This window comes from Sphingomonas sp. Leaf38 (genome assembly GCF_001421825.1).
Lineage (GTDB): Bacteria > Pseudomonadota > Alphaproteobacteria > Sphingomonadales > Sphingomonadaceae > Sphingomonas.
The window spans coordinates 703,061-722,918 of record NZ_LMLD01000009.1; the positions used below are offsets into that span (position 1 = coordinate 703,061).

A 19,858-nucleotide genomic window follows, 5' to 3' on the forward strand; every position below is an offset into this window, starting at 1 on the left:
TTAAGTGCTCCACCGCAACGACGTTAAGGTTTGCTGATCGTCCCATGATTGAGATCATTCCAGAGACCCATACGCTTGGGAGGTTCGACCCCCACACCCTCCTCATTGAACTAACTAGAACAGCCAAAGGGGAATTGCTCTCTGCTCGACGAGGCGAGGCGGATAGTCGCGGTTGGGAGGTGTACGAACATGAGGTGCGGCACTGGCGTGATCTATTGAGCACTCTGTGGGGGCGCCAATATCTCAACACCCTTTTTGCAGCCTATGACGCTGTCCTCAGCACGCCTTCTCATCGGCTGAATGACGCTTATCCCGCAGTCCTCCGTCTATTCGATACCGACCGGTCGATCCTGTTTCCAACGTACTACAAATACGTCGTGCCAGAGGCTCCCCGGCAGTCCAAAACCAGCCCTTGGTCGATGTCGTTTTCAACTGGCGTAAAGATTAAGCCCGATGGTTTCCCGGACGAGTTACAACCATTTTGTTTTGTCAATTTTCAGGCCGGACAGATGCCGGTTGCTCGCCAACCGCTGACAGATGGTGCTCTGCTAGAGGTAAGGGCACTGGCAGCGGAGTTAGCGACTATTCGGCCATGGGGCTCGATGCGCCCCCCCGGCGAGGGCACAGCGGCTTATTTAATTCGGCGCTCTGAATTGATTGATCAGGTATATGATCCGGAACTGACGACCTACTCTGTCGCGGCCCACGTCGCTAGTTATGCAACGGGCATCCCCTCGATTGAAACCGCGTTATCGGTCGGGTTCAAACTCGCCGATATCGCCTTCAATCTCGACGAGAGGGCGTTCCGAAATATTACTCCGCCAGCGGCTTTTCCTGTACCTCCGGGACAGCGTTTGCAGGGCTTTCGCAAGAGCGCCAATCGCGGTTACGCCGTAGCCTGTTTGGCATTCGCGTTGCGCGGTCGTTGCAGTCCCGAAGGGCCGGATCGATCTGAGATCGAAACGGCCCTCAAGCAGGTCGGTTTGCCGTCATTAAATTCAATCTACGGTAACGCTAAAACCGGACTGCAAACCGTGCCGGGCCGAATGGCGCGTCATGGACGCCTCGCGGCGCTAAGATCACGTCTTATCGACGCGGGGGCAGCCCTTCACGTGATGCCCGACTTTGACGCTCCCAATATCTCGATAACGGTGGACGAAGGGCTTGTAAGTCCCCTGGTCGGCGATTCCGAATGCGAGGAGTTCAGTCTAGGCCCTCCCCTTTTTGACACCGATGACACAGCGTTTCTCTACGAATGTCATGAGGGGTATCGGAAGGTTTTACGGTCTGCGCTCCGAGCCGCTCGAGGTGTCGACTTTGAGTTCACCGATTTCGTCTATTAGTGGATTGGGTCTCTCCAGCCGCTACGATGGCTATTTGCTCCCCAATCGAGAACGTTATGAGAACAGAAGCGGCTTGCGTGTACAATCATACGCGACTAGGCGCGCTGTCTCGCGCGCCTAAGTCCCCCATTTGAAAGCAAAATCTTGGTACAATCTTGGCGAAAGTTGTGGGCTCAGAAACGTCGGAAATCTTAGTGTTTGACAGCACACCTTACGCAAGCTTTGGAATGACTGAGCTGCCGCATGCTCTCGACAAGTTGATGAACGAACGGCTGTTTTTTGCGATCGCCGCCCGATAGCGGACAGGCTGCTTTCCACCATAAAAGACAGCGGCAGATCGGCCAACGGCCGCGTCTCGATGCAGACCGTAACTATGTGGGAAGGTCGGAGTCGGCGTGACGCCGCGCGCCCCAGATGGCGTGGATGCCGTCGCAGCCCCCCTCCCCGCTCCACGATCTCGCGCTGCACCTCGCGCGTCTACTGGCGCGCGACCTGGCGCGGCAGCATAGATCCCAGAACAATCAGGTCGCCCCGAAAACGGGTAGGCGACCATCATGACGACCTTTGTTGCGAGTGCAGGAAGCACGAATGGAGGAAAGATGAAGCGGTGTGCGATATATGCGCGGTATTCGACGGACAAACAGGACGTGCAGTCGATCGAGACGCAGCTGATGATGTGTCGGCGCGAGGTCGCGCGCGCGGGCTGGCAGGAGGTGCTCTGCTTCACAGACGCAGCGGAGTCGGCGGCTACGATGCACCGCCCGGGTATGAAGGCGCTGCTGGCGGCCGTTGCCGCAGGCGGCGTCGACATCGTCTACGCCGACGCGATGGACCGGCTGTCGCGCAGTCAGGCCGACATCGCGACATTGTTCGACCGTCTCCGGTTTCGCGGCATCCTCCTGGCGACGCGCAAGGAAGGCATAGTCACGCCGCTACACATCAGCATGATCGGTACGATCAACGCCGAGCAGTTGAGCGCTACCAGCGACAAGACGCGCGATGCACTGGTCCGTCGTCACGCGATGGGGACGAATCCCGGTGGCTCGGCGTACGGGTATGAGAAGCGCATCGAGCACTACGGCAATGGCGAACGCATTCGCGGTCTGCAGCAGATTGTGCCTACCGAGGCGGCGGTGGTGGTCCGGATCTTCGAGGACTATGCGGCCGGCCTGTCCCCCATCGTCATCACGCGCCGCCTCAATGCTGACGGCGTACCCTCACCGCGTAGCGGCAAAGCGAGCAGACATCCGCTCGGCAAGGCCGCGGCATGGACGCCGAACACGCTGACCGGCAATGCCGCACGCGGCACCGGCATTCTCAACAACCCGCTGTATGTAGGCCGACGGCCGTACGGCAAGCAGACGTATCGCAAGAACCCGGAAAACGGGAAAACGCCACGCCTTCATCAATACGGAAGACAAGCGATCCGATGACGTCAGTCCCCGGCTCTCGGCATCGTGCCCCTCGAGCTGTGGGATCGGGTCAAATCACGCCAGGCTACGCTCGCCCGCACAACGAAACCGCGTACCGAGATGACCAGCCTGCCCTTCTTCGCGCAGCAGCGCCCGCGGTATCTGCTGACCGGCAAGATAACCTGTGGCACCTGCGGCGCGAGTTATGCCAAATCGGGCAAGACGCGGTTCGGCTGCCAGGGCGCCGCCAAGAAGGGCCCCACCTGGTGCGACAACCAGCTGACGATCCGCCAGGACGAACTCGACACCCGCGTGCTGGCGGGCCTGTCGAGCGAGATGCTGCGTGACGACGTCGTTGCAGCGTTCCTCCTGAAATATGAGGCAGAGACCCGTCGCCTGACGGCTGAAACAGTCAGCGCCCGCCCCGAGCGGGAAGCCGAACTGGCCAATCTCGATCACCAGCTTGCGCGCGCCAAGGCGGCCATTCTCAAAGGCGTGGATGCGATGGTGTTCGTCGACGAGATGAAGGTCTGGGCCGAGCGGCGCAAGATCCTGCTCGCCGAACTGGAACTTCCCGGACAGGATACCACAGAGACGGTTTCCCCGGAGGCCGGGCTGCTTACCCCGGACCTGGGCCGCGTGTACCATGAGAAGGTCGAACAGCTCACCGCGGCATTCAAGGACGATGCCGTAAAGGCGCAGGCGTTCGAACGGTTGCGCGCGCTCATCGAGGCGGTGGTGCTGACGCCGGAAGGCGGCGATCTCGCCATCGACCTGCGCGGCGAGCTTGCTTCAATGGTGTCGCTATGTGCTGACGCGGAAACGCAAAAAGACTCCGCCGGTGTGACCGAGGAGGTGTTACGAATCAAATTGGTTGCGGGGACGTGCAGCCACTTTGATTTGTTGACCCACGGTCGTTGCTGACGCCATTTTTGGCTCAATGTATACTGTACACCATCATCACTTAAGGCCGACACATAACACCGGCATAGTTAGCAGCTTCGCCGGTGCCGTAGCCTAACGCGGGACTTTTAGTCAGCGCATGGGTCATCCGCTGGTACTGGATCGAATGGACGAGGTGCTGCGCATCTTCCGCAAGTCTGCTCCCCCAGCGGTATTCCGAAGCGCGTTCACCGCGACAGGCATCACCAGCGTGCCGCCGCTCGTGCATCGACTACGCATCCCGTGATTGCCCTCCAAACGCATGGGCTGAGCAAGCGATTCACGCGGGTACGTCAGAAACATCCCTAACGGGTTCAATCTCGCTGTTGCCGACCCTGCTTGAACGGGATTTGTGTTCCAAACCAAATGCTCAATCAGTTTACACCCGGATTGACGATAAGCGTGACTTCCCGCCCTTTTGGTAGGTGACGGAAAACCTCCGGATTTTGGTTTCCGCACAGTCGAACAAAGCGACAGGGTTTGTCGCATGTGCCACGCATACGCTGGGGCAACCCTGGTCGCCTGACCTACCGCCTGACGACAATCATGTGTTTTCCGACAGTCTCAAAACGCTGCGGCAGCCTATACCAGCGTCATGACCAAGATACCGGATACGCACAAGAGATCGCAGGTTTCACCGGAATCCTCATTTTTGCACCTGAACGACAGCGCCCGGCATCATCGGGTCGCCCGGAGCAATGACGAGGTAACGGCGCATGTCGCCTTTCGCGTCGCTGACGATCTGGCGGAGCGGTCCGAGCGTGTTTACTATCGCGCCGCCCGCCGGATTGGTCATGAACTTCGCCAGAGGCTGGATCACGCCGCTGCCATCAGCGTGGGAGGATAGTCCAAGGACATAGGGCATCTTTGGGCTGAGGCCCGCAACCGCCGCCTGCAAAATCTGGACCTGGCCTTGATCGAACAGCGTGACCTGGCTGCGCCCAGTCCCGGATAGAGTCAGCTGGATCTTCATGCCGGCCTGCGCGAGCGGCACCAGGTTTGCACGGCCATCGCCTACCGGCACCGCGCCGGAAACATATGCCACGCCTTGCGGCCCCTGACCGATCGGAATTGTCTCGATGACGGTGTTGCTGGCGGTATCGATCGCCGCGACCGAATCGGCGTTCTCCAGCCCGACATACATCCGCGTGCCGTCGCCCGACGGCCAAAGGCCATGAGGAAGCGCGCCGACCGGAATGCTCGCGACCTGCACGAAGTCGGTAGTGCGGAATACCTTGACGACGTTCTCGGTGCCGACCGTTACATAGGCGAACTGGCCGTTCTTATTGCGGGCGATATTGACGTGGTTGGTGATCGCGCCGGTATCGAACGTCTTCAGCACTGCGAAGGGCGGCTTGGCGTCAAACACCATGACCTTGCCGACGTCCTTCAGCGTCAGCCAGACCTGCGTGCCATCGGGCGTCGCGGCGATGTCAGGGCAGAACGGGCTCGCCTGCTTGACGCGACCGACGATCTTCTTCGAGGCGGTGTCGATCACCACGGTCTCGGGTGTGAAGCTCGAACAGACGTAACCGTATTTTCCGTTCGGCGAGAAGATCGTCATGCCGGGGCCGTTGGGGACGGGGATGCGCGTGGTCGGCGCGAAGGTCTTGCCGTCGAGCACCTGGATATAATCCTCGCCGCGCACCGCGACCCAGACTTCGCGACCGTCGGGGCGGAAGAACGCTTCGTGCGGCGATCGGCCCACATAGGTCGTGTGCTTCACGGCATTGGTCGCAGTGTCGATGAACGTCACCGAGTTCGAGCCGATCGAGATTACCGCCAGCGTCTTGCGATCAGGCGAGAAGCCCATGCCGTGCACGAGCAGCTGTCCTTTGTAGAGCGGGCTGAGGTTCGAGGGGGTCTGGTCGCCGAGCTTTATCACGCCGAGCAGCGTGTTGGTCGACGGATCGATCACCGACACGGTGTTGGAGAACTGGTCCGAAGTGTAGAACCGATCGTGCGCGCTAACAGGGATGTCGGGGGTCGCGTTCGGTACCTGCTGCGCAAATGCCGGGGCCGAAAAAGACAGGGCAGCACAGGCGGTTAAGGTAAAACGCTTCATGGACGGTCTCCGTGATGGGGGTGACCGGTCGCGGTCGGTTCAGTGTGAAGCGGCAACGCGCCGCCTTCGGATAAGATGCCCTGCATCACCGCGATTTCTTGACGCTGTTCGACGATGATTCCCTGGGCGAGCCGGCGCAGGCGTTCATCCTTGCCGAACCGCAGTTCGACTTCGGCCATGTCGATCGCGCCCTGATGATGCGGGATCATCATCTTTGCGAAGTCGCGATCGGGATCGCTCGAATAACCGGTCATCATCGCGCCGTGCATCCGCGCCATCGCCGCATCCATTGCGGACGCGAAACCGTCCGTTTGCGCTAAAGCACCCGTCGATACGGACACGGCTATCGCCGTTAGCAAGGCCGTGCGAGATTTCATCGTCATGCCTTTAGTGTTCCCATTTATGACACGCGAGCGATGAATGCCGAGCGTGACAGCGTAAGTAATTGCGGCGCAGCCGCCGGTCCAACGCATAAGCATGGTCGTTCCGATCATCTAACAAGAACGGTAGGCGATCTATGATCGCGTTTTCGTATTGAAACCATCGCGACTATGCGTTGGACGCGAGGGACATATCGGTCGATCTAGCGGCATCGGACTGGCACGATCACCCGCCGGATCCGCGATAAGGATCAAACGATGAAAGCCACGATCGTTCTGGTTGCCGCGATGTTGGCCTCCGTAGCGCCAGTCCCGGCGATCGCTCAGGCCTATTGGGCTGCACCTGCGGCGGACGACTTTCCCTGCGATATCAAGGCGGTTCAGGCACCGTGGTCGAAGGCTGATATCGACCTTAGTCATCATGACCGGATCTATGTGTCTGACCCGACATCGACGAAGATCGTTGTCATCGATCCTGCAGCGGGCAACGAACTGGGACGCATCGACCTCGCCAAAAGCGCGATAGCTGAGCCCAGCTTTTCCAGCTCCAAAGTCCAGCACCTGGCTGCAACGCGTGACGGGCGGACCCTGGCGGTATCGGCATTAGCGCAGCACAGTGTGACGCTCGTAGATCTGGCCACGAACACGGAACGAGGCCGGACCGTGTTCCAGACGTCGCCTACCGCCGTCGCGTTTACGCCCAATGGGCACGAACTCTGGGTTTCGCTCGGCGATGAACATGCCATCGCGGTCGTGGATCCTAAGACCGCGCGGGAGATCACCCGCGTACCAGCAAGTGGCGGAGCGGGCGCGACCATCCTGTCGCCAAACGGACGTTATGCCTTTGTATCGCTTACTGAAAGGCCGTCCATCCTGGTTGTCGACGTCGAGCATCGGCGCGTCGTCGGACACGTTGCCAGCAACGGTGCAGGTGCGGGAGCAATCGCGGTCTCGCCAGATGGCAAACAAATCTGGGCAACACGCCGCGAGAGCGGCACGACCACGGTCTTTGCTGCCAAACCGCCGTTTGCGGTACGCGAAGTGATAAACACTGGTCCAGCAACGGGCGCGGTCAACTTCGCCCAGCGCGCGGACGATTCCTTTGCCTATGTCAGCGTTGGCGGCGATCAACCTGCAATCAAGGTCTATAGAACCGACAGCCTGGAGGCTGTGACAACCATCCCGCTACAAGCGGCTCCGAGTGCGGTTTGGCCGTCGGGCGATGGTACGAGGATCTATGCCAGCCTGGCCGGAACCAACAAGGTCGCTGGGATCGACACGCTGACGTACACCACCGCGTCGACGATCCCGATCAGTACGGATGCGCAAAGCCTGATCTACGTTCCTGGTGCCGTGCGATCAGGAAAAGGTCTCGCCAATCTAGTGCCATCCGGGCGCGATGCGGCGCTTGCCCTGGCGGCGCGTTGATCGGTCTTACACCGTCTGTAATCTTCCAACGAAAGCCCTTTCCAAAATGACCAAGCCCCCCGTCAGGATCGCGATCAGCGGTGCCGCAGGACAAATTTGCTATTCGCTGCTCTTCCGGGTCGCGCAGGGTGACGTGTTCGGACCGGACCAGCCCGTTATCCTTCAACTGCTCGACGTGCCGCAGGCGATGGACGCAGTACACGGCGTGGTCATGGAACTGGAGGATTGCGCGTTCCCGCTGCTGGCAGATGTGATCATTACTGATGATCCGATGGTGGCTTTCAAGGACATCGATGCGGCCATGCTGGTCGGGTCTCGTCCCCGCTCGAAGGGCATGGAGCGCCGTGATTTGCTCGCTGCCAACGCAGCGATCTTCAAGACGCAGGGCGCAGCGCTGGACGCAGTGGCCAAACGCGACGCCAAGATCCTGGTCGTCGGCAATCCCGCCAACACAAATGCCTGGATCCTTGCGCAAAGCGCACCGGGTTTTCCTGCCGAAAACATCACGTCGATGATCCGCCTCGATCACAACCGCGCGCAAGGACAGCTTGCGGCCAAGGCGGGTGTCGGTGTCGATGCGATTACGAAGCTCGTCGTCTGGGGAAACCATTCGCCAACGATGTTTGCCGACTGGGGGAATGCCGAACTCGATGGCCAAAAGCTTGCCGACCGTATCGGAGACGAGCCTTGGTACCGCGAAACGTTGATCCCCACCGTTGCGCAGCGCGGAACCGCGATCATCGAAGCACGGGGTGCGTCCTCGGCAGCGTCGGCCGCAAATGCAGCGATCGACCATCTGCGCGACTGGGTGCACGGCGCAGGCGATAATTGGGTGTCGATGGGCGTGGTGTCAGATGGCTCCTACGGTATCCCGCAAGGACTGGTGTGCGGCGTGCCGGTGCACTGCATGAGCGGTGGGTATGCGCTTATCGAAGGCCTTACCTTCGATCCGTTCCAGCGATCGATGCTCGATCGCACGATTGCCGAACTGGTCGATGAACGTGAGGCGGTTATCGACATTCTGAAATGACCAATCGGTATATCTGATTGGAATGACCGTAATCTTTGGTTGGTTCGATTGATCTCCTTTCCCTATCATTGGGGCAAGGAGATCGGGCATGACCCTCGAACAACTCAGGATTTTCGTCGGTGTCGCAGAGCGCGAGCACATGACGCGCGCTGCCGAAGCGCTCAATGTGACGCAGTCGGCCGCAAGCGCTGCCATCGCCGCGCTAGAAGCTCGGCACGGCGTGCCGCTGTTCCACCGGGTCGGCCGCGGGATCGAACTGTCCGAAGCGGGCCGCATGTTTCTGATCGACGCGCGCGCCGTCCTTGGCCGTGCGGCGAGCGCGGAACTTGCACTGGCCGAATATGCCGGGCTGGAGCGCGGCACACTGCGGCTGGTCGCAAGCCAGACGATCGCGGGCTATTGGCTGCCCCGCCAGCTAGCGGCGTTCCATGCGCGCTACCCCGCGATCACGATCGAACTGGCGATCGACAACACGGAAGGGGCCGCGGCGCGCGTGCTCGACGGCGCAGTCGAGCTCGGCTTCGTCGAAGGTGTGATCGACGAGCCCGCGCTCGCGCATTGGACGGTCGCGAACGACCGCATGGTGCTGGTTAGCAACCGCGCTGCCGACACGATCGACGAGGACTGGATCCGCGCCGCGCGCTGGATTATCCGCGAGCAGGGATCGGGCACGCGCTCGTCGTTCGAGGAGGTGTTGCGCCAGCGCGGCGTCGATCCGTCGGACCTCACCACCGCGCTGACCCTGCCGTCGAACGAGGCGGTCCGCAGCGCGGTCGAGGCTGGCGCAGGCGTCGCGGTCCTGTCGCAGCATGTCGTCGCACCTGCAATCGCGGCCGGAACGTTGCACGATCTGCCGCTCGGTCTGCCGCGGCGTCCGTTCTACGCGCTGAGGCACAAAGAGCGCTATCGTACCCGGGCGGCCGATGCGCTGACCGATCTCATCAAGGAGACTGGCAAGTGACCGCCGATTTGAAACCCGTTCTCGATGGCCTGAAGCCGCTCAGCCGGCTCGACTCTCCACGCGAGATGATCCGGCAGTTCACCCCCAACTGGTTCGCCGCGACGATGGGCACCGGCATCCTCGCGCTGGCCTTGCCGCAGGTTCCGGGGGTCGGCGCATCGCTGCACCCGGTCGGCGAGGCACTGTGGTATTTCAACATCGCGCTCTTCACGCTGTTCGCCGGGCTCTACACCGCGCGCTGGACCATGTTCGGGCACGAGGCGCGGCGGATCTTCGGGCACAACACCGTATCGATGTTCATCGGTACGATCCCGATGGGCCTCGCGACGATCATCAACGGGTTCCTGGCGTTCGGCCTGCCGCGGTTCGGCGCCGGCGTGATCCCGATCGCCGAGACATTGTGGTGGATCGACGTCGCGATGTCGCTCGCCTGCGGTGTAGCGATCCCCTACCTCATGTTTACCCGGCACGAACATTCGCTCGACGGCATGACCGCGGTGTGGCTCCTGCCAGTGGTCGCGGCCGAGGTCGCAGGCGCGAGCGGAGGCCTGCTCGCACCGCATCTGGCGGACGCCCATCATCAGTTCGTTGTGCTGGCGACCTCCTATGTCCTGTGGGCCTATTCGGTGCCGGTCGCGTTCGGCATTCTTGCGATCCTGATCCTGCGGATGGCTCTCCACAAGCTGCCGCACGAGAGCATGGCCGCCTCGAGCTGGCTCGCGCTCGGTCCGATCGGCACCGGTGCGCTCGGGATGCTGGTGCTCGGTAGCGACGCGCCCGCGATCCTCGCCGCCAACGGCCTCGGCCAGATCGGCGCAGTGGCGCAAGGAATCGGCACGATCGCCGGGCTGTTGCTCTGGGGCTTCGGCCTGTGGTGGCTGGCGCTCGCGACGCTGATCACGATCCGCTACTGGCGCGCGGGCATTCCGTTCAACCTTGGGTGGTGGGGCTATACCTTCCCGCTCGGCGTCTACACGGTCGCGACCTTCAAGCTCAGCACGACGCTCCAGCTCGGCTTTTTCGGGATCGTCGGCACCGTCCTCACGATCGCACTCGCCGCGATGTGGCTGCTGGTCGGCGCCAAGACGGTCGCAGGCGGCTGGCGCGGAAACCTGTTCGTGTCGCCCTGCATCGCCCAAGCCAATTAAAGGGCCGAACTGATCGTCCTGCCGGATCGAACCGGCGCATCCGATCGACCCGTACCGGGCAGACCGGCGGACAGGTCGCGCATACAGATCATGACAGAAACGGGAGAATGTTGGTGGACAGCCTGGATATGAAACTGGCGCAGGAGACGAACCGCCGTCGCTTTCTCGCAGAGGCTGCGATCGGCAGCGGCGCGCTGATCGCCGCACCCGCGCTGGCGCAGAGCATGGTCGACCTGCATCTGCCGGGTGGCCCATCGGAACGGCCGATGACCAGTGCGTTCCCCGGCAAGGGCAGCATGATCCTCCAGCGGATCCACCCGCCGCTGCTGGAAACGCCGATGAGCGTGTTCAATGGCGACGTCTTTACGCCGAACGACCAGTTCTTCGTCCGCTGGCACTGGGCCGACATTCCGACCGCGATCGATGTCGAGGCATTCCGGATCAAGGTGCACGGCGCGGTCACGCGGCCGCTGTCGATCTCGCTCGCGCAACTGCTGAAGCTGCCGCGCGTCGAGCTGGCGGCGATCAACCAATGCTCGGGCAATTCGCGTGCGCTGTTCCAGCCGCCCGTCGCGGGCGCGCAGTGGCGCCACGGGGCGATGGGCAACGCCAAATGGCTAGGCGTGCGGCTGCGCGATGTGCTCGACATCGCCGGCGTGAAGCCGGGCGCGGTCGCGGTACGGTTCGGTGCGCTCGACCAGCCGGTGGTTGCGGGCGCACCGGATTTCGCCAAGTCGCTGTCGATCGACCACGCACGCGACGGCGAAGTGATGCTCGCCTTCGGGATGAACGGCGAACAGATGCCGCTCCTCAACGGCTTCCCGGTCCGGCTAATCGTACCCGGCTGGTATTCGACCTATTGGGTCAAGATGCTGAACGACATCGAGGTGCTTGCCGCGCCCGACGACGGTTACTGGATGGCTAAGGCGTACAAGATCCCTGACACTCCAGGCGCGAACGTGCGGCCTGGCCAGAAGGATTTCCCGGCCGTCCCGATCAACAAGATGATCCCGCGCAGTTGGGTCACGAGCCTCGACGAAGGGCAGGCGATCGCGTTCGACCGGTCGATCCCGCTGGGCGGCATTGCGATGGGCGGCGATTGCGGCGTCGCCAAGGTCGATGTGTCGACCGACAACGGCAAGACCTGGTACAAGACGACGCTCGGCCCCGATCACGGCAAATACAGTTTCCGCCGCTGGGACGCGCAGGTGCCGCTCACGCATGCGGGTCCGACCAGACTGATGTCGCGCTGCTGGAACACCGCCGGCATCGCGCAGCCGATGACGCCGATCTGGAACCCGGGCGGGTTCATGCGCGGCAACATCGAAACCACCAACATCGTCGTCGGCTGAGGAGCGCTCCCCCATGAAAACGCCTTCCATCGGCACGCTGTCGTTCGGGTTCGTCGGCGCGACCGTCGTTCTTCTGCTCGCGATCGGTGCCCCGAACAGCCGCGTCGCCCCGCCGCCTGCCGCCCCGACCGCACCACCGCCGCCAAGCGTCTCGGCGCGCGGCTTCTCGCTGGTGTCCACTACGGTCGATCTCCCGACCGACGAAGGCCAATATCCCGCCGGCCCGCATGCCGACGTCATCAACGCCAACTGCACCTCGTGTCATTCGGCGAGCATGGCGCTGAACCAGCCGCCACTCTCTTCCGATCAGTGGACCGCGGAGGTCACCAAGATGCGCGAGGTCTACAAGGCTCCCGTTGCACAGGCTGACGTGCCGGCGATCGTTGCTTATCTGACCGCCATGAGCGCAAAGCAGCCGGGCGCCGCGAAGGGCAAGGCGCAAGACCCCGATCCGAAGGCTGCGCCCGACGTATCGGGGGGATCAGGCTAGGCCCATCAACTCACGGCACGCGGTTCTGCGCGCGAAGTGCTGTGCAGCGTGTACGTGTCTCGCGCAGTGTTGCATTGGGGGCAAGGCCGTTCGCGGGCACCTTGGGTATCGCAACGCGCTGCGACAGGTAGATGCCGTTGTGGCCCGAGCAGAGATAGGCCACGAAACAGGCGACGGCGATCGGCACCGCATAGCCGGCGCCGAACAGTTCGATTCCCATGAAGGTGCAGGCGAGCGGGGTATTGGCGGCCCCGGCAAAGACCGCGACAAAGCCGATCGCGGCGAACAGGCCCGTCGGCACGCCCAAGAAAGGCGCCAGCGCGTTACCGAGCGCTGCGCCGATGAAGAACAACGGCGTGACTTCACCGCCTTTGAAACCCGCGCCGAGCGTAACGACGGTAAACAGGAGCTTGATCGCCCAACTCCACGGATGCGTGTCCGGTCCGAAGAAGCTGGCGATGGTAAGGCTGTCGGGCCTCGCTGCCAGGACACCCAGGCCCAGATAGTCGCGCGTGCCGAACAAGAAGACGAGCGCGATAACGAAGACCCCGCCGATCACTGGACGTAGCGGACCATAGGGAACAATCCGCTTGAGCCATCCCCCGACCAGGTGGTTGGCTTCGGCGAAGGCCAGACCAACCAGTCCGAATATGATCCCCGCAACACCTGCCTCCGTCACGAGCAGCGCATCGACCGGTATCGACGCGCCGATCGGGTAGACACCGTGATGGATACCCCAGGCGAGGCACGTCCAATCTCCGACCAGCGCCGCAACGAGGCAAGGCACTAGCGCGGAGTATTCGACGCGGCCGATCGCCAGCACTTCGAGCGCGAAGACCGCGCCTGCGATCGGCGTGCCGAAGACCGCGCCGAACCCGGCTGCGATACCCGTCATCAACAGGATGCGCGTGCCGCCCGCATCGAGGCGGAGCGCGCGGCCGAAACCGCTGGCAAGGCTTCCGCCCAATTGGACGGCGGTGCCCTCACGTCCGGCCGAGCCACCGAAAAGATGCGTCACCACTGTGCCGAAGAAGATGAGCGGCGCCATCCGCAGAGGCACCCCGCCACCAGGCTCGTGGATCTGCTCCACGATCAGGTTGTTGCCGCCCTCCACCGAGCGCCCGGTGAGATGGTACAGTAATCCGACAACGAACCCGCCCACCGGCAGCAGATAGAGCAGCCAAGGCGACGCAAACCGCAGTCGCGTAACGGTATCGAGACTCAGCAGGAACGCCGCACATAGCGTCCCGACGAGTGCCGCCATGGGCAGCAAGATCAGCGCCCAGCGCAGGACAGAGATCGCATGGTCGTGACGATCGCGCATGAATGCCGCGACGTTCAGCGTGCCGACGAGATTGCGAAAGGTAGCGCGCACAATTCCTCCTTGCTGCCTGAAGGCGCCAAGTAGGAATCATCAGCTCTTATCAGAGCGGTTCGGCCAAATTGCCCGGCAGAAATCCATTGCCAAAGTCGATCTATGAGACGTTTGCCCCAACCGTCAATGGGCATGTTGGTCGGGCAAATGCTCGGACCGGGCAGTCGGCAGCGTCTATCTAAGCCCGTTATTATGTACCGACCCCGGGTACGCTGCATGCGGGACCGATCGGCTTTGGCCCACGTCGTTTTTGGGCTTCGTCACAAGGGGGTGATACCGCACGAAAGCCGCGGATGCGCTGCGGGGTCTGATCGGCTCGCAGCAAACCTAGGGATGGCTGCTACGAGCGTGCCGTCCAGATGCCGACGAGCGCGGCCAGTGACACGAGCATGAGAAACCCGTTCATCACTAGGAGCAACGTCGCTGGCAGGCGCTTGATGTCCGGTCGTGGCGGCGGGGCGCCTGCGCCCATCTCTCGCCACACCGCAGCGGCGAAGCAAAAGGCGCTGAACAAGATCAGCATGGTCCCGGTCGCCGTCGCCAGCCACGGGAACACGACGTCCTTGAGCAGCGCGCGCGCGCCGATACCGGAAGCGAGCGCCGCCAGTCCGGTACGTACCCAGGCAGCATAGGTGCGTTCGCCGGCGAGGATTGTGCGGTCCGCGGCAAGCTCTGTGCGACGGTCGGCGCTGTCCACCTGCTGGACTGCGCTGTCCTTCAGCTTGCTCGCGCTCTCCGCCAGCTTCGCATGGGCCCGATCGGCGTCGTGCGGCGCGTCCATCAGCCAGCGGTAACGGCGATGCGATGCCAGGCAGTCGAGAGATAGCCGGCGAAGTTCCAGATCGCCTCGGGCCGTTCGGGCTGCATCTGCCCGGCACCGTCAACGGCGCGCACGATCAGGACGTGGAGTCCGGGAGACAGATCGACCGTGACGTGCCACTGCGTCCAGCTCCAAGGCGCATCGGGTTTTGCAGTCAGTTCCGCCTGCAGCCAGTCGGTGCCGCCATTGACGGAGACCTCGACGCGCGAGACCGCTCGGCCGAAGGCGACCGCATAACCCGCGATTTCGCACGCGCCGGCGCTGACATGCGCGCCGTCCACCGGCGCGCAGATCGCAGCATTGAGCGGCATCTCCTCGATAGTCAGACCCCGATCCCAGTCCGCGTCCTCCTTCGCTACCGATGCCGGAAAGAGCTTGTAGTCCTTGGCCTGGATCGGCGCATCGGACGGGCGATCGCGCACCTCGATGCGCGTCAGCCACTTGGCGCTACGAACGCCCGCATAACCCGGCACGACGAGCCGCAGCGGTGCGCCATGTTCGGGGGCCAGCGCCTCGCCATTCATGGCCCAGACGATCAGCACGTCGGGCTCTAGCGCCTTGGCGATCGAGATCGAGGCACCGAACGGTGCTGTCTCACCATCGACATCCACGTTGTCGGCCCCCGTAGTGCCGACGAACGACGCGCCGTCCTGGATGCCGGCTGCGGCGAGCACGTCGCACAGTGCGACGCCGGTCCACGCCGCATTGCCGATCGCGCCCACGTCCCAGGGATCGCCCGAAGTCTTTTCCACGTCTTGAAGATGTGCCCGACGATTGCCGGCGCACTGCATGGTCGCGGTCACTGTCCGGGTCGCAAATGCCGTTTGAAGTTCGGCAACCGTGTAGGAGCGCGGGCGGTCGACTAAGCCGTCCAGCGCTATACGATGATCGTCGGCCAGTTCCGGCGTAGGTCCGTGGCTGCGGATGTAGAAGTTCGCCTGCGGCGTCAGGAAGGACGTGATCAGTTTATCCGGGGGCGTTTCCGCATTGAGCGGCTCCGGACAGCGGAGGATCAGATTCTGTTCGGCGCGATCGGATGCGGTCATGCAAGCGGCCTACCATGATGAAATCAATAGCGAAATCGATCGTTTTGCTAGGCGATGTCACCCAGACTCTTTCGATAGCTTATCCCTTTCTAGACGGCGGTGGAGCGATCACTATGCCGTCGCGCGAAGGCGCCGAGCGCCAGACAGCCTTTCCCGTAGATCGTCGCGATGTGGCTGGACTTGCTACGACGGCTTTGTCCCAAAAGTCGTCGCTAGGTACTAGGGATGACGGAAAACCCTGTCGCCATCGCAGATGCGCGACAAACGGGTGTTTTCGGACGCCAGCCTCTCAAGCGTCGCAAAACGCCGTCGCCAACCTCGACAAGCGACTATCGTGTGTTTTCGGACAGCGCAGGGCGAGCAGTCGGCGATGAGAAGCAGCAGGGCCGTTTTCGCCCACTTGCAGGCATTCGGGGCTTATATACGATGAGCAGATGCAGCGCCGCGTCCTATACCTCATTCTCATGGTCGGATTGCCGGTACTGGTCGGACAGTTCGCATTCGACTGGATCAACAGCGACTTAAACTCCGCCGTCAGTCATCTTCCTACGAGAGCCATACTCATCCTTGCTGTATTGCTCGTGTGGACCGCATTCCGGGAATACCGCGACCGTAAAAAGCGGACCGTCCGCTAACCTACCCAACTTAGTCATTCCCGAAAGATGGTGGCTTTTCAAAGCCCGGCACGCTGCCAATCCGCTCTAAGATCGTCGGCGTTCGTGATCGGCTAGAATATCGAGGAAAGCGGTCACACGCGCAGGCCGGAACCGGGTATCTGGCATTACCGCATGAATTCCGCCGCTATCGAGATGCCATGTCGGCATGACCCGTACCAGCCGGCCGGTGGCCAGATCATCGGCAACTGCGAAGTCGGGCAGCACGGCGATGCCGGCCCCTGCCCGAACGGCTTGAAGCACACCCAGCGTGGCACTAATCGTGAGCGTCGCCGCAAACCGAACCAAATGTTGACGCTCGTCTTCGGTACGGAACGTCCATCCCAGCGGGTCGCGCAGATTGCCGTTTGCAACAAAAGGCATTTCGGCCAATTCTGCGACGTTCGGGTTGGACGACAGGGTGCCAGCTACCGCAGGACTCGCCACCAGTATTTGCCCGAAGGTGCCGATCCGCCGCGATCGCAACGCACTGTCGGCCAGCCAACCGACCCGGATCGCAAGCTCGATGTCGCTGCCGACCGGATCGAGAGTCGCGTCCCCGATAAGGAAGTCGACCGTACAGGTCGGGTAGCACCGCTGGAACTCAGCGATGACGGGCACGACGATGGCAATCCCATAGTCGAACGGCGCGGTCAGGCGCAGCGTGCCGGTCGGCGCGCGATCGTCGGTCGCCAGACCGTCAAAGGCATCCTGTGCTTCCGCCAGCACACGCGCACACCGTTCGTAAAACGCCCGGCCCTCCTCGGTCGGACGGACGCTGCGCGTGGTGCGTATCAGCAGCGTAGTTTCGAACGCGCGTTCGAGCTTGGCGACCTGCTGGCTGACCACTGCCTTGGTGATCCCCAATCGCTCGGCTGCGGCCGTGAACGAACCAGTCTCGACCACCTCGGCGAAATAGGCGAGCCGCTTCAGATTGTTGACGCCGCGATTGGCTCCGGCACGCGCATTGTATGCTTCTGACATACGGTCCGTCTAGATCTTCGGTCTACACGTCGCAATCCGGACGGCGCATATAATGGTCATCAAGGAGGCACCGACAATGACCACCTACTTCCTCTATCTGTTCGATCCGCTTTGCGGCTGGTGCTACGGTGCCTCGGCCGGGATCGCCACGCTGGCGGACCAGGCCGGCGTTACCGTCGAGCCATTGCCCAGCGGCCTGTTCGCCGGCGACGGCGCGCGGGCGCTCGGCGGCGACATGCGCGACCATATCCTCGCCAGCGACCGCCGCATCGCGGCATCGACTGGTGCGGTGTTCGGCGATCCCTATCGCGATCGGATCGTGCGTGGCGCAAGCCTGACCCTCGACAGCGGTCCCGCGACACTCGCCCTGACCGCGGTCGCGCAGACTGCACCGGACCGTGAATTGGGCGCGCTTCGTGCGATCCAGCGCGCGCGGTATGTCGACGGGCGCGATATCACCGATATGTTCGTGCTGATCGACCTGCTGGTCGACGCCGGCCTCGACGCGGCTGCGGTCATGCTCGCCAATCCCGAACCGGCCTTGCGCGAGGCGGACCGGCAACGTCTGGAGCGGGCACGATCGGTGATGCGGCGCTTCGGGATCAGCGGCGTCCCAGCGCTGTTCCGCATCGACGGCACCGTGCTGACGCCGGTCGATGCGACCAGCCTGAACCAGAATCCGCTCTCACTGATATCCTCCAACCACCTTGCGTGATCGCGCCGGGCCCGACCGGATTACCTTTCCCATGCCCAATCGGAGACAGATAATGACGATGATCGCAGGCGGCGCCGCCGCATCCATGATCGGCCAAGGCGACGCACTCGCCGCGGGCAAGGCGCTCCAGTGGAAGTCGTTTCCCGCCGGCGAACACGGATTTTTCCGCGCACCGGTGCTGATCTGGGGCGCGACCGAGGCGGTGCTGGTCGATGGCGGCTTCACGCTGCCCGACGGCCGTGCGCTGGTCGAGGCGATCAAGGCGACCGGACGAAAGCTGACGACGATCTATGTCAGCCAGAGCGATCCCGATTATTATTTCAGCCTCGGCCCGATCAAGGCCGCCTTCCCGGATGCCCGCGTACTGGCCGCGCCGGACACGATTTCCGCAATCAAGGCCAATGTTGATAAGAAGCTCGCGACCTGGGGGCCGCAGCTCGGTGACAATGGTCCGAAGACGCTGGCAGACATCGTCATGCCCGACGCATTTGAGGGTAAGCCGATGTCGGTCGACGGACAGGCGATCGAGATCATCGCTGCGACGGGCCTCGCCAACCGCCGCTATCTTTGGGTGCCGTCGCTGTCGGCGATCGTTGGCGGCGTGCTGATATTCTCGGGCGTGCACGTCTGGACCGCGGACACCGCTGGCGCTGAGGCGCGCGCGGCCTGGATCGCGCAGCTCGATGTGATGCTGGCGCGCAAGCCCACGGTCGTCGTGCCGGGCCACATGACCCCGGACGCGCCGCTTGGCGAGGCAGCGATCGCCTATACGCGCGACTATCTGCGCGCGTTCGAGGAAGAGCTGGCCAAGAAGCCCGACAGCGCGGCGCTGATCGCAGCGATGACCGCGCGCTATCCGGACGCCGGCATGGGCGTGGCGTTGCAGGTCGGCGCGAAGGTCGCGACCGGCGAAATGAAGTGGGGCTGAGCACGGACAGCCTCGAGCAATCCCGGCACCAACCTCCCTGCATATGAACCGCAGGGTGTGCCAAGCGGTTAATCCGGGGTAGCGCCACCCCGTGGAAAGGGTGGCGCGATGGCTGACTAGGCAGCAGACGCCTTCTCGACAGCCTGACTCAGGAACACGGCCACATTAGCGATGGCCTCGCGTCCTTCGGCCAGCTCTGCTTGGAACATGTGCCAGACGTGGAACATGCCCGGCCATACCTCCAACGAGACCCGCACACGGTTCTCACCCAAATGGCCCGCAAGCCGGATGGCGTCGCTCAGCATCAGTTCGCCTTCGCCGATCTGTACGAGAATAGGCGGCAAGCCACGAACGTCCGCGAAGACTGGTGATGCCTCGGGGCTGTTCGGCAACGCACCACCCAGAAAGGTTTTGGCCATCAGGTCGAGGCCGGCCTTGGTGTTCAGCTTGTCCAGGCCTTCGCGATTGAACATCGAAGCACCGGTGTGCTCGAGGTTCGCCCAAGGCGAGAGCGCGGCGCCACCAGCCGGCAGCGGTACGCCGGCATTTCGGGCCATGACCATCACCGAGACGACCATCGCACCGCCCGCGGAGTCGCCGGCGAACGTCACCGACTTCGGGTTCTGCCCTTGTTCGATCAGCCAGCGATAGGCAGCGAACGTATCCTCGATCGGAACGGGGAATGCATGCTCCGGCGCCAGTCGGTAGTCCGGCAGGTAAACACGCGCCTTCATCGCCTTTGCGAACGCAGCCGCCAGCCCGTGATAGCCACCCGGCCCACCGACG

At 62.7% G+C, this 19,858-nt stretch carries 19 protein-coding genes and 1 riboswitch; of the genes, 12 read left to right on the forward strand and 7 right to left on the reverse strand.

The features are described 5' to 3' along the window. Positions 1–44: 44 nt before the first annotated feature. The 4 genes from ASE88_RS18795 to ASE88_RS19395 all read left to right on the forward strand — a co-directional run bounded on the left by ASE88_RS18795 (position 45) and on the right by ASE88_RS19395 (position 3,944). Complete coding sequence (locus ASE88_RS18795; RefSeq protein ID WP_156356929.1) at positions 45–1,343, forward strand: hypothetical protein; 1,299 nt, start codon at positions 45–47, stop codon at positions 1,341–1,343. Positions 1,344–1,942: 599 nt separating this feature from the next. Continuing rightward, positions 1,943–2,776: a recombinase family protein gene (locus ASE88_RS05370; RefSeq protein ID WP_056476190.1), complete on the forward strand. Its 834-nt coding sequence runs from the start codon at positions 1,943–1,945 to the stop codon at positions 2,774–2,776. A gap of 99 nt (positions 2,777–2,875) precedes the next feature. Next, positions 2,876–3,679: a zinc ribbon domain-containing protein gene (locus tag ASE88_RS05375; protein ID WP_056476191.1), complete on the forward strand. Its 804-nt coding sequence runs from the start codon at positions 2,876–2,878 to the stop codon at positions 3,677–3,679. A 118-nt stretch (positions 3,680–3,797) separates the two neighbouring features. Beyond that, positions 3,798–3,944: a hypothetical protein gene (locus tag ASE88_RS19395; protein ID WP_235527836.1), complete on the forward strand. Its 147-nt coding sequence runs from the start codon at positions 3,798–3,800 to the stop codon at positions 3,942–3,944. A gap of 399 nt (positions 3,945–4,343) precedes the next feature. Here ASE88_RS19395 and ASE88_RS05380 read toward each other — a convergent pair whose 3' ends face one another. Together ASE88_RS05380 and ASE88_RS05385 are read right to left on the reverse strand one after the other, a co-directional pair. Next, positions 4,344–5,762, reverse strand: coding sequence for a YncE family protein (locus ASE88_RS05380; RefSeq protein WP_056476194.1), 1,419 nt, complete (start codon positions 5,760–5,762; stop codon positions 4,344–4,346). Further along, positions 5,759–6,256, reverse strand: a complete 498-nt coding sequence (locus ASE88_RS05385) for a DUF305 domain-containing protein (protein WP_235527837.1) — start codon at positions 6,254–6,256, stop codon at positions 5,759–5,761. The genes ASE88_RS05380 and ASE88_RS05385 overlap by 4 nt, the downstream gene beginning before the upstream one ends. Positions 6,257–6,400: 144 nt before the next feature. Between ASE88_RS05385 and ASE88_RS05390 the strand changes: the two genes are divergently transcribed. The 6 genes from ASE88_RS05390 to ASE88_RS05415 all read left to right on the forward strand — a co-directional run bounded on the left by ASE88_RS05390 (position 6,401) and on the right by ASE88_RS05415 (position 12,551). Next, on the forward strand, positions 6,401–7,570 hold the full coding sequence (locus ASE88_RS05390) for a hypothetical protein (protein ID WP_056476196.1): 1,170 nt from the start codon (positions 6,401–6,403) through the stop codon (positions 7,568–7,570). A 46-nt stretch (positions 7,571–7,616) separates the two neighbouring features. Beyond that, positions 7,617–8,600, forward strand: a complete 984-nt coding sequence (locus ASE88_RS05395; protein ID WP_056476199.1) for a malate dehydrogenase — start codon at positions 7,617–7,619, stop codon at positions 8,598–8,600. A gap of 88 nt (positions 8,601–8,688) precedes the next feature. Next, entirely contained in the window at positions 8,689–9,561 is an 873-nt protein-coding gene (locus ASE88_RS05400; RefSeq protein WP_055843145.1) for a LysR family transcriptional regulator, read from the forward strand. Then, positions 9,558–10,709, forward strand: coding sequence for a TDT family transporter (locus ASE88_RS05405; RefSeq protein ID WP_055843147.1), 1,152 nt, complete (start codon positions 9,558–9,560; stop codon positions 10,707–10,709). The genes ASE88_RS05400 and ASE88_RS05405 overlap by 4 nt, the downstream gene beginning before the upstream one ends. 128 nt (positions 10,710–10,837) lie before the next feature. Continuing rightward, on the forward strand, positions 10,838–12,061 hold the full coding sequence (locus ASE88_RS05410) for a molybdopterin-dependent oxidoreductase (protein ID WP_055843168.1): 1,224 nt from the start codon (positions 10,838–10,840) through the stop codon (positions 12,059–12,061). A 13-nt stretch (positions 12,062–12,074) separates the two neighbouring features. Next, positions 12,075–12,551 (forward strand): hypothetical protein, encoded by a 477-nt coding sequence (locus ASE88_RS05415; protein WP_056019371.1) that lies wholly within the window; start codon positions 12,075–12,077, stop codon positions 12,549–12,551. Positions 12,552–12,561: 10 nt separating this feature from the next. Here the strand turns inward: ASE88_RS05415 and ASE88_RS05420 are convergent, their stop codons facing one another. The 4 genes from ASE88_RS05420 to ASE88_RS05440 form a co-directional block, all read right to left on the reverse strand. Then, positions 12,562–13,926, reverse strand: coding sequence for a voltage-gated chloride channel family protein (locus ASE88_RS05420; RefSeq protein ID WP_056476202.1), 1,365 nt, complete (start codon positions 13,924–13,926; stop codon positions 12,562–12,564). A gap of 23 nt (positions 13,927–13,949) precedes the next feature. Then, positions 13,950–14,026: riboswitch (Fluoride riboswitch) on the reverse strand. A 240-nt stretch (positions 14,027–14,266) separates the two neighbouring features. Continuing rightward, entirely contained in the window at positions 14,267–14,707 is a 441-nt protein-coding gene (locus ASE88_RS05425; protein ID WP_051916165.1) for a YidH family protein, read from the reverse strand. Then, on the reverse strand, positions 14,707–15,792 hold the full coding sequence (locus ASE88_RS05430) for a sulfite oxidase (protein ID WP_055843150.1): 1,086 nt from the start codon (positions 15,790–15,792) through the stop codon (positions 14,707–14,709). Before ASE88_RS05430 ends, ASE88_RS05425 begins: the two co-directional genes overlap by 1 nt. A gap of 701 nt (positions 15,793–16,493) precedes the next feature. Then, entirely contained in the window at positions 16,494–17,429 is a 936-nt protein-coding gene (locus ASE88_RS05440) for a LysR family transcriptional regulator (RefSeq protein WP_056476204.1), read from the reverse strand. Between the two features lie 76 nt (positions 17,430–17,505). Between ASE88_RS05440 and ASE88_RS05445 the strand changes: the two genes are divergently transcribed. Next, a complete protein-coding gene (locus ASE88_RS05445) occupies positions 17,506–18,144 on the forward strand; it encodes a DsbA family protein (protein ID WP_056476498.1) in 639 nt (212 codons plus the stop codon). A 52-nt stretch (positions 18,145–18,196) separates the two neighbouring features. Continuing rightward, positions 18,197–19,072, forward strand: a complete 876-nt coding sequence (locus ASE88_RS05450; protein WP_200910156.1) for an MBL fold metallo-hydrolase — start codon at positions 18,197–18,199, stop codon at positions 19,070–19,072. A 116-nt stretch (positions 19,073–19,188) separates the two neighbouring features. Here ASE88_RS05450 and ASE88_RS05455 read toward each other — a convergent pair. After that, the coding region (locus tag ASE88_RS05455; RefSeq protein WP_200910157.1) for an alpha/beta hydrolase at positions 19,189–19,858 on the reverse strand (670 nt) is incomplete at its 5' end.

Bases quoted from the DNA above. Each gene is read 5' to 3' on its own strand.
- ASE88_RS18795 (WP_156356929.1), top strand. From the start codon at position 45: ATGATTGAGATCATTCCAGAGACCCATACGCTTGGGAGGTTCGACCCC.
- ASE88_RS05370 (WP_056476190.1), top strand. From the start codon at position 1,943: ATGAAGCGGTGTGCGATATATGCGCGGTATTCGACGGACAAACAGGAC.
- ASE88_RS05375 (WP_056476191.1), top strand. From the start codon at position 2,876: ATGACCAGCCTGCCCTTCTTCGCGCAGCAGCGCCCGCGGTATCTGCTG.
- ASE88_RS19395 (WP_235527836.1), top strand. From the start codon at position 3,798: ATGGGTCATCCGCTGGTACTGGATCGAATGGACGAGGTGCTGCGCATC.
- ASE88_RS05380 (WP_056476194.1), bottom strand. From the start codon at position 5,762: ATGAAGCGTTTTACCTTAACCGCCTGTGCTGCCCTGTCTTTTTCGGCC.
- ASE88_RS05385 (WP_235527837.1), bottom strand. From the start codon at position 6,256: ATGATCGGAACGACCATGCTTATGCGTTGGACCGGCGGCTGCGCCGCA.
- ASE88_RS05390 (WP_056476196.1), top strand. From the start codon at position 6,401: ATGAAAGCCACGATCGTTCTGGTTGCCGCGATGTTGGCCTCCGTAGCG.
- ASE88_RS05395 (WP_056476199.1), top strand. From the start codon at position 7,617: ATGACCAAGCCCCCCGTCAGGATCGCGATCAGCGGTGCCGCAGGACAA.
- ASE88_RS05400 (WP_055843145.1), top strand. From the start codon at position 8,689: ATGACCCTCGAACAACTCAGGATTTTCGTCGGTGTCGCAGAGCGCGAG.
- ASE88_RS05410 (WP_055843168.1), top strand. From the start codon at position 10,838: ATGAAACTGGCGCAGGAGACGAACCGCCGTCGCTTTCTCGCAGAGGCT.
- ASE88_RS05415 (WP_056019371.1), top strand. From the start codon at position 12,075: ATGAAAACGCCTTCCATCGGCACGCTGTCGTTCGGGTTCGTCGGCGCG.
- ASE88_RS05425 (WP_051916165.1), bottom strand. From the start codon at position 14,707: ATGGACGCGCCGCACGACGCCGATCGGGCCCATGCGAAGCTGGCGGAG.
- ASE88_RS05430 (WP_055843150.1), bottom strand. From the start codon at position 15,792: ATGACCGCATCCGATCGCGCCGAACAGAATCTGATCCTCCGCTGTCCG.
- ASE88_RS05440 (WP_056476204.1), bottom strand. From the start codon at position 17,429: ATGTCAGAAGCATACAATGCGCGTGCCGGAGCCAATCGCGGCGTCAAC.
- ASE88_RS05445 (WP_056476498.1), top strand. From the start codon at position 17,506: ATGACCACCTACTTCCTCTATCTGTTCGATCCGCTTTGCGGCTGGTGC.
- ASE88_RS05450 (WP_200910156.1), top strand. From the start codon at position 18,197: ATGACGATGATCGCAGGCGGCGCCGCCGCATCCATGATCGGCCAAGGC.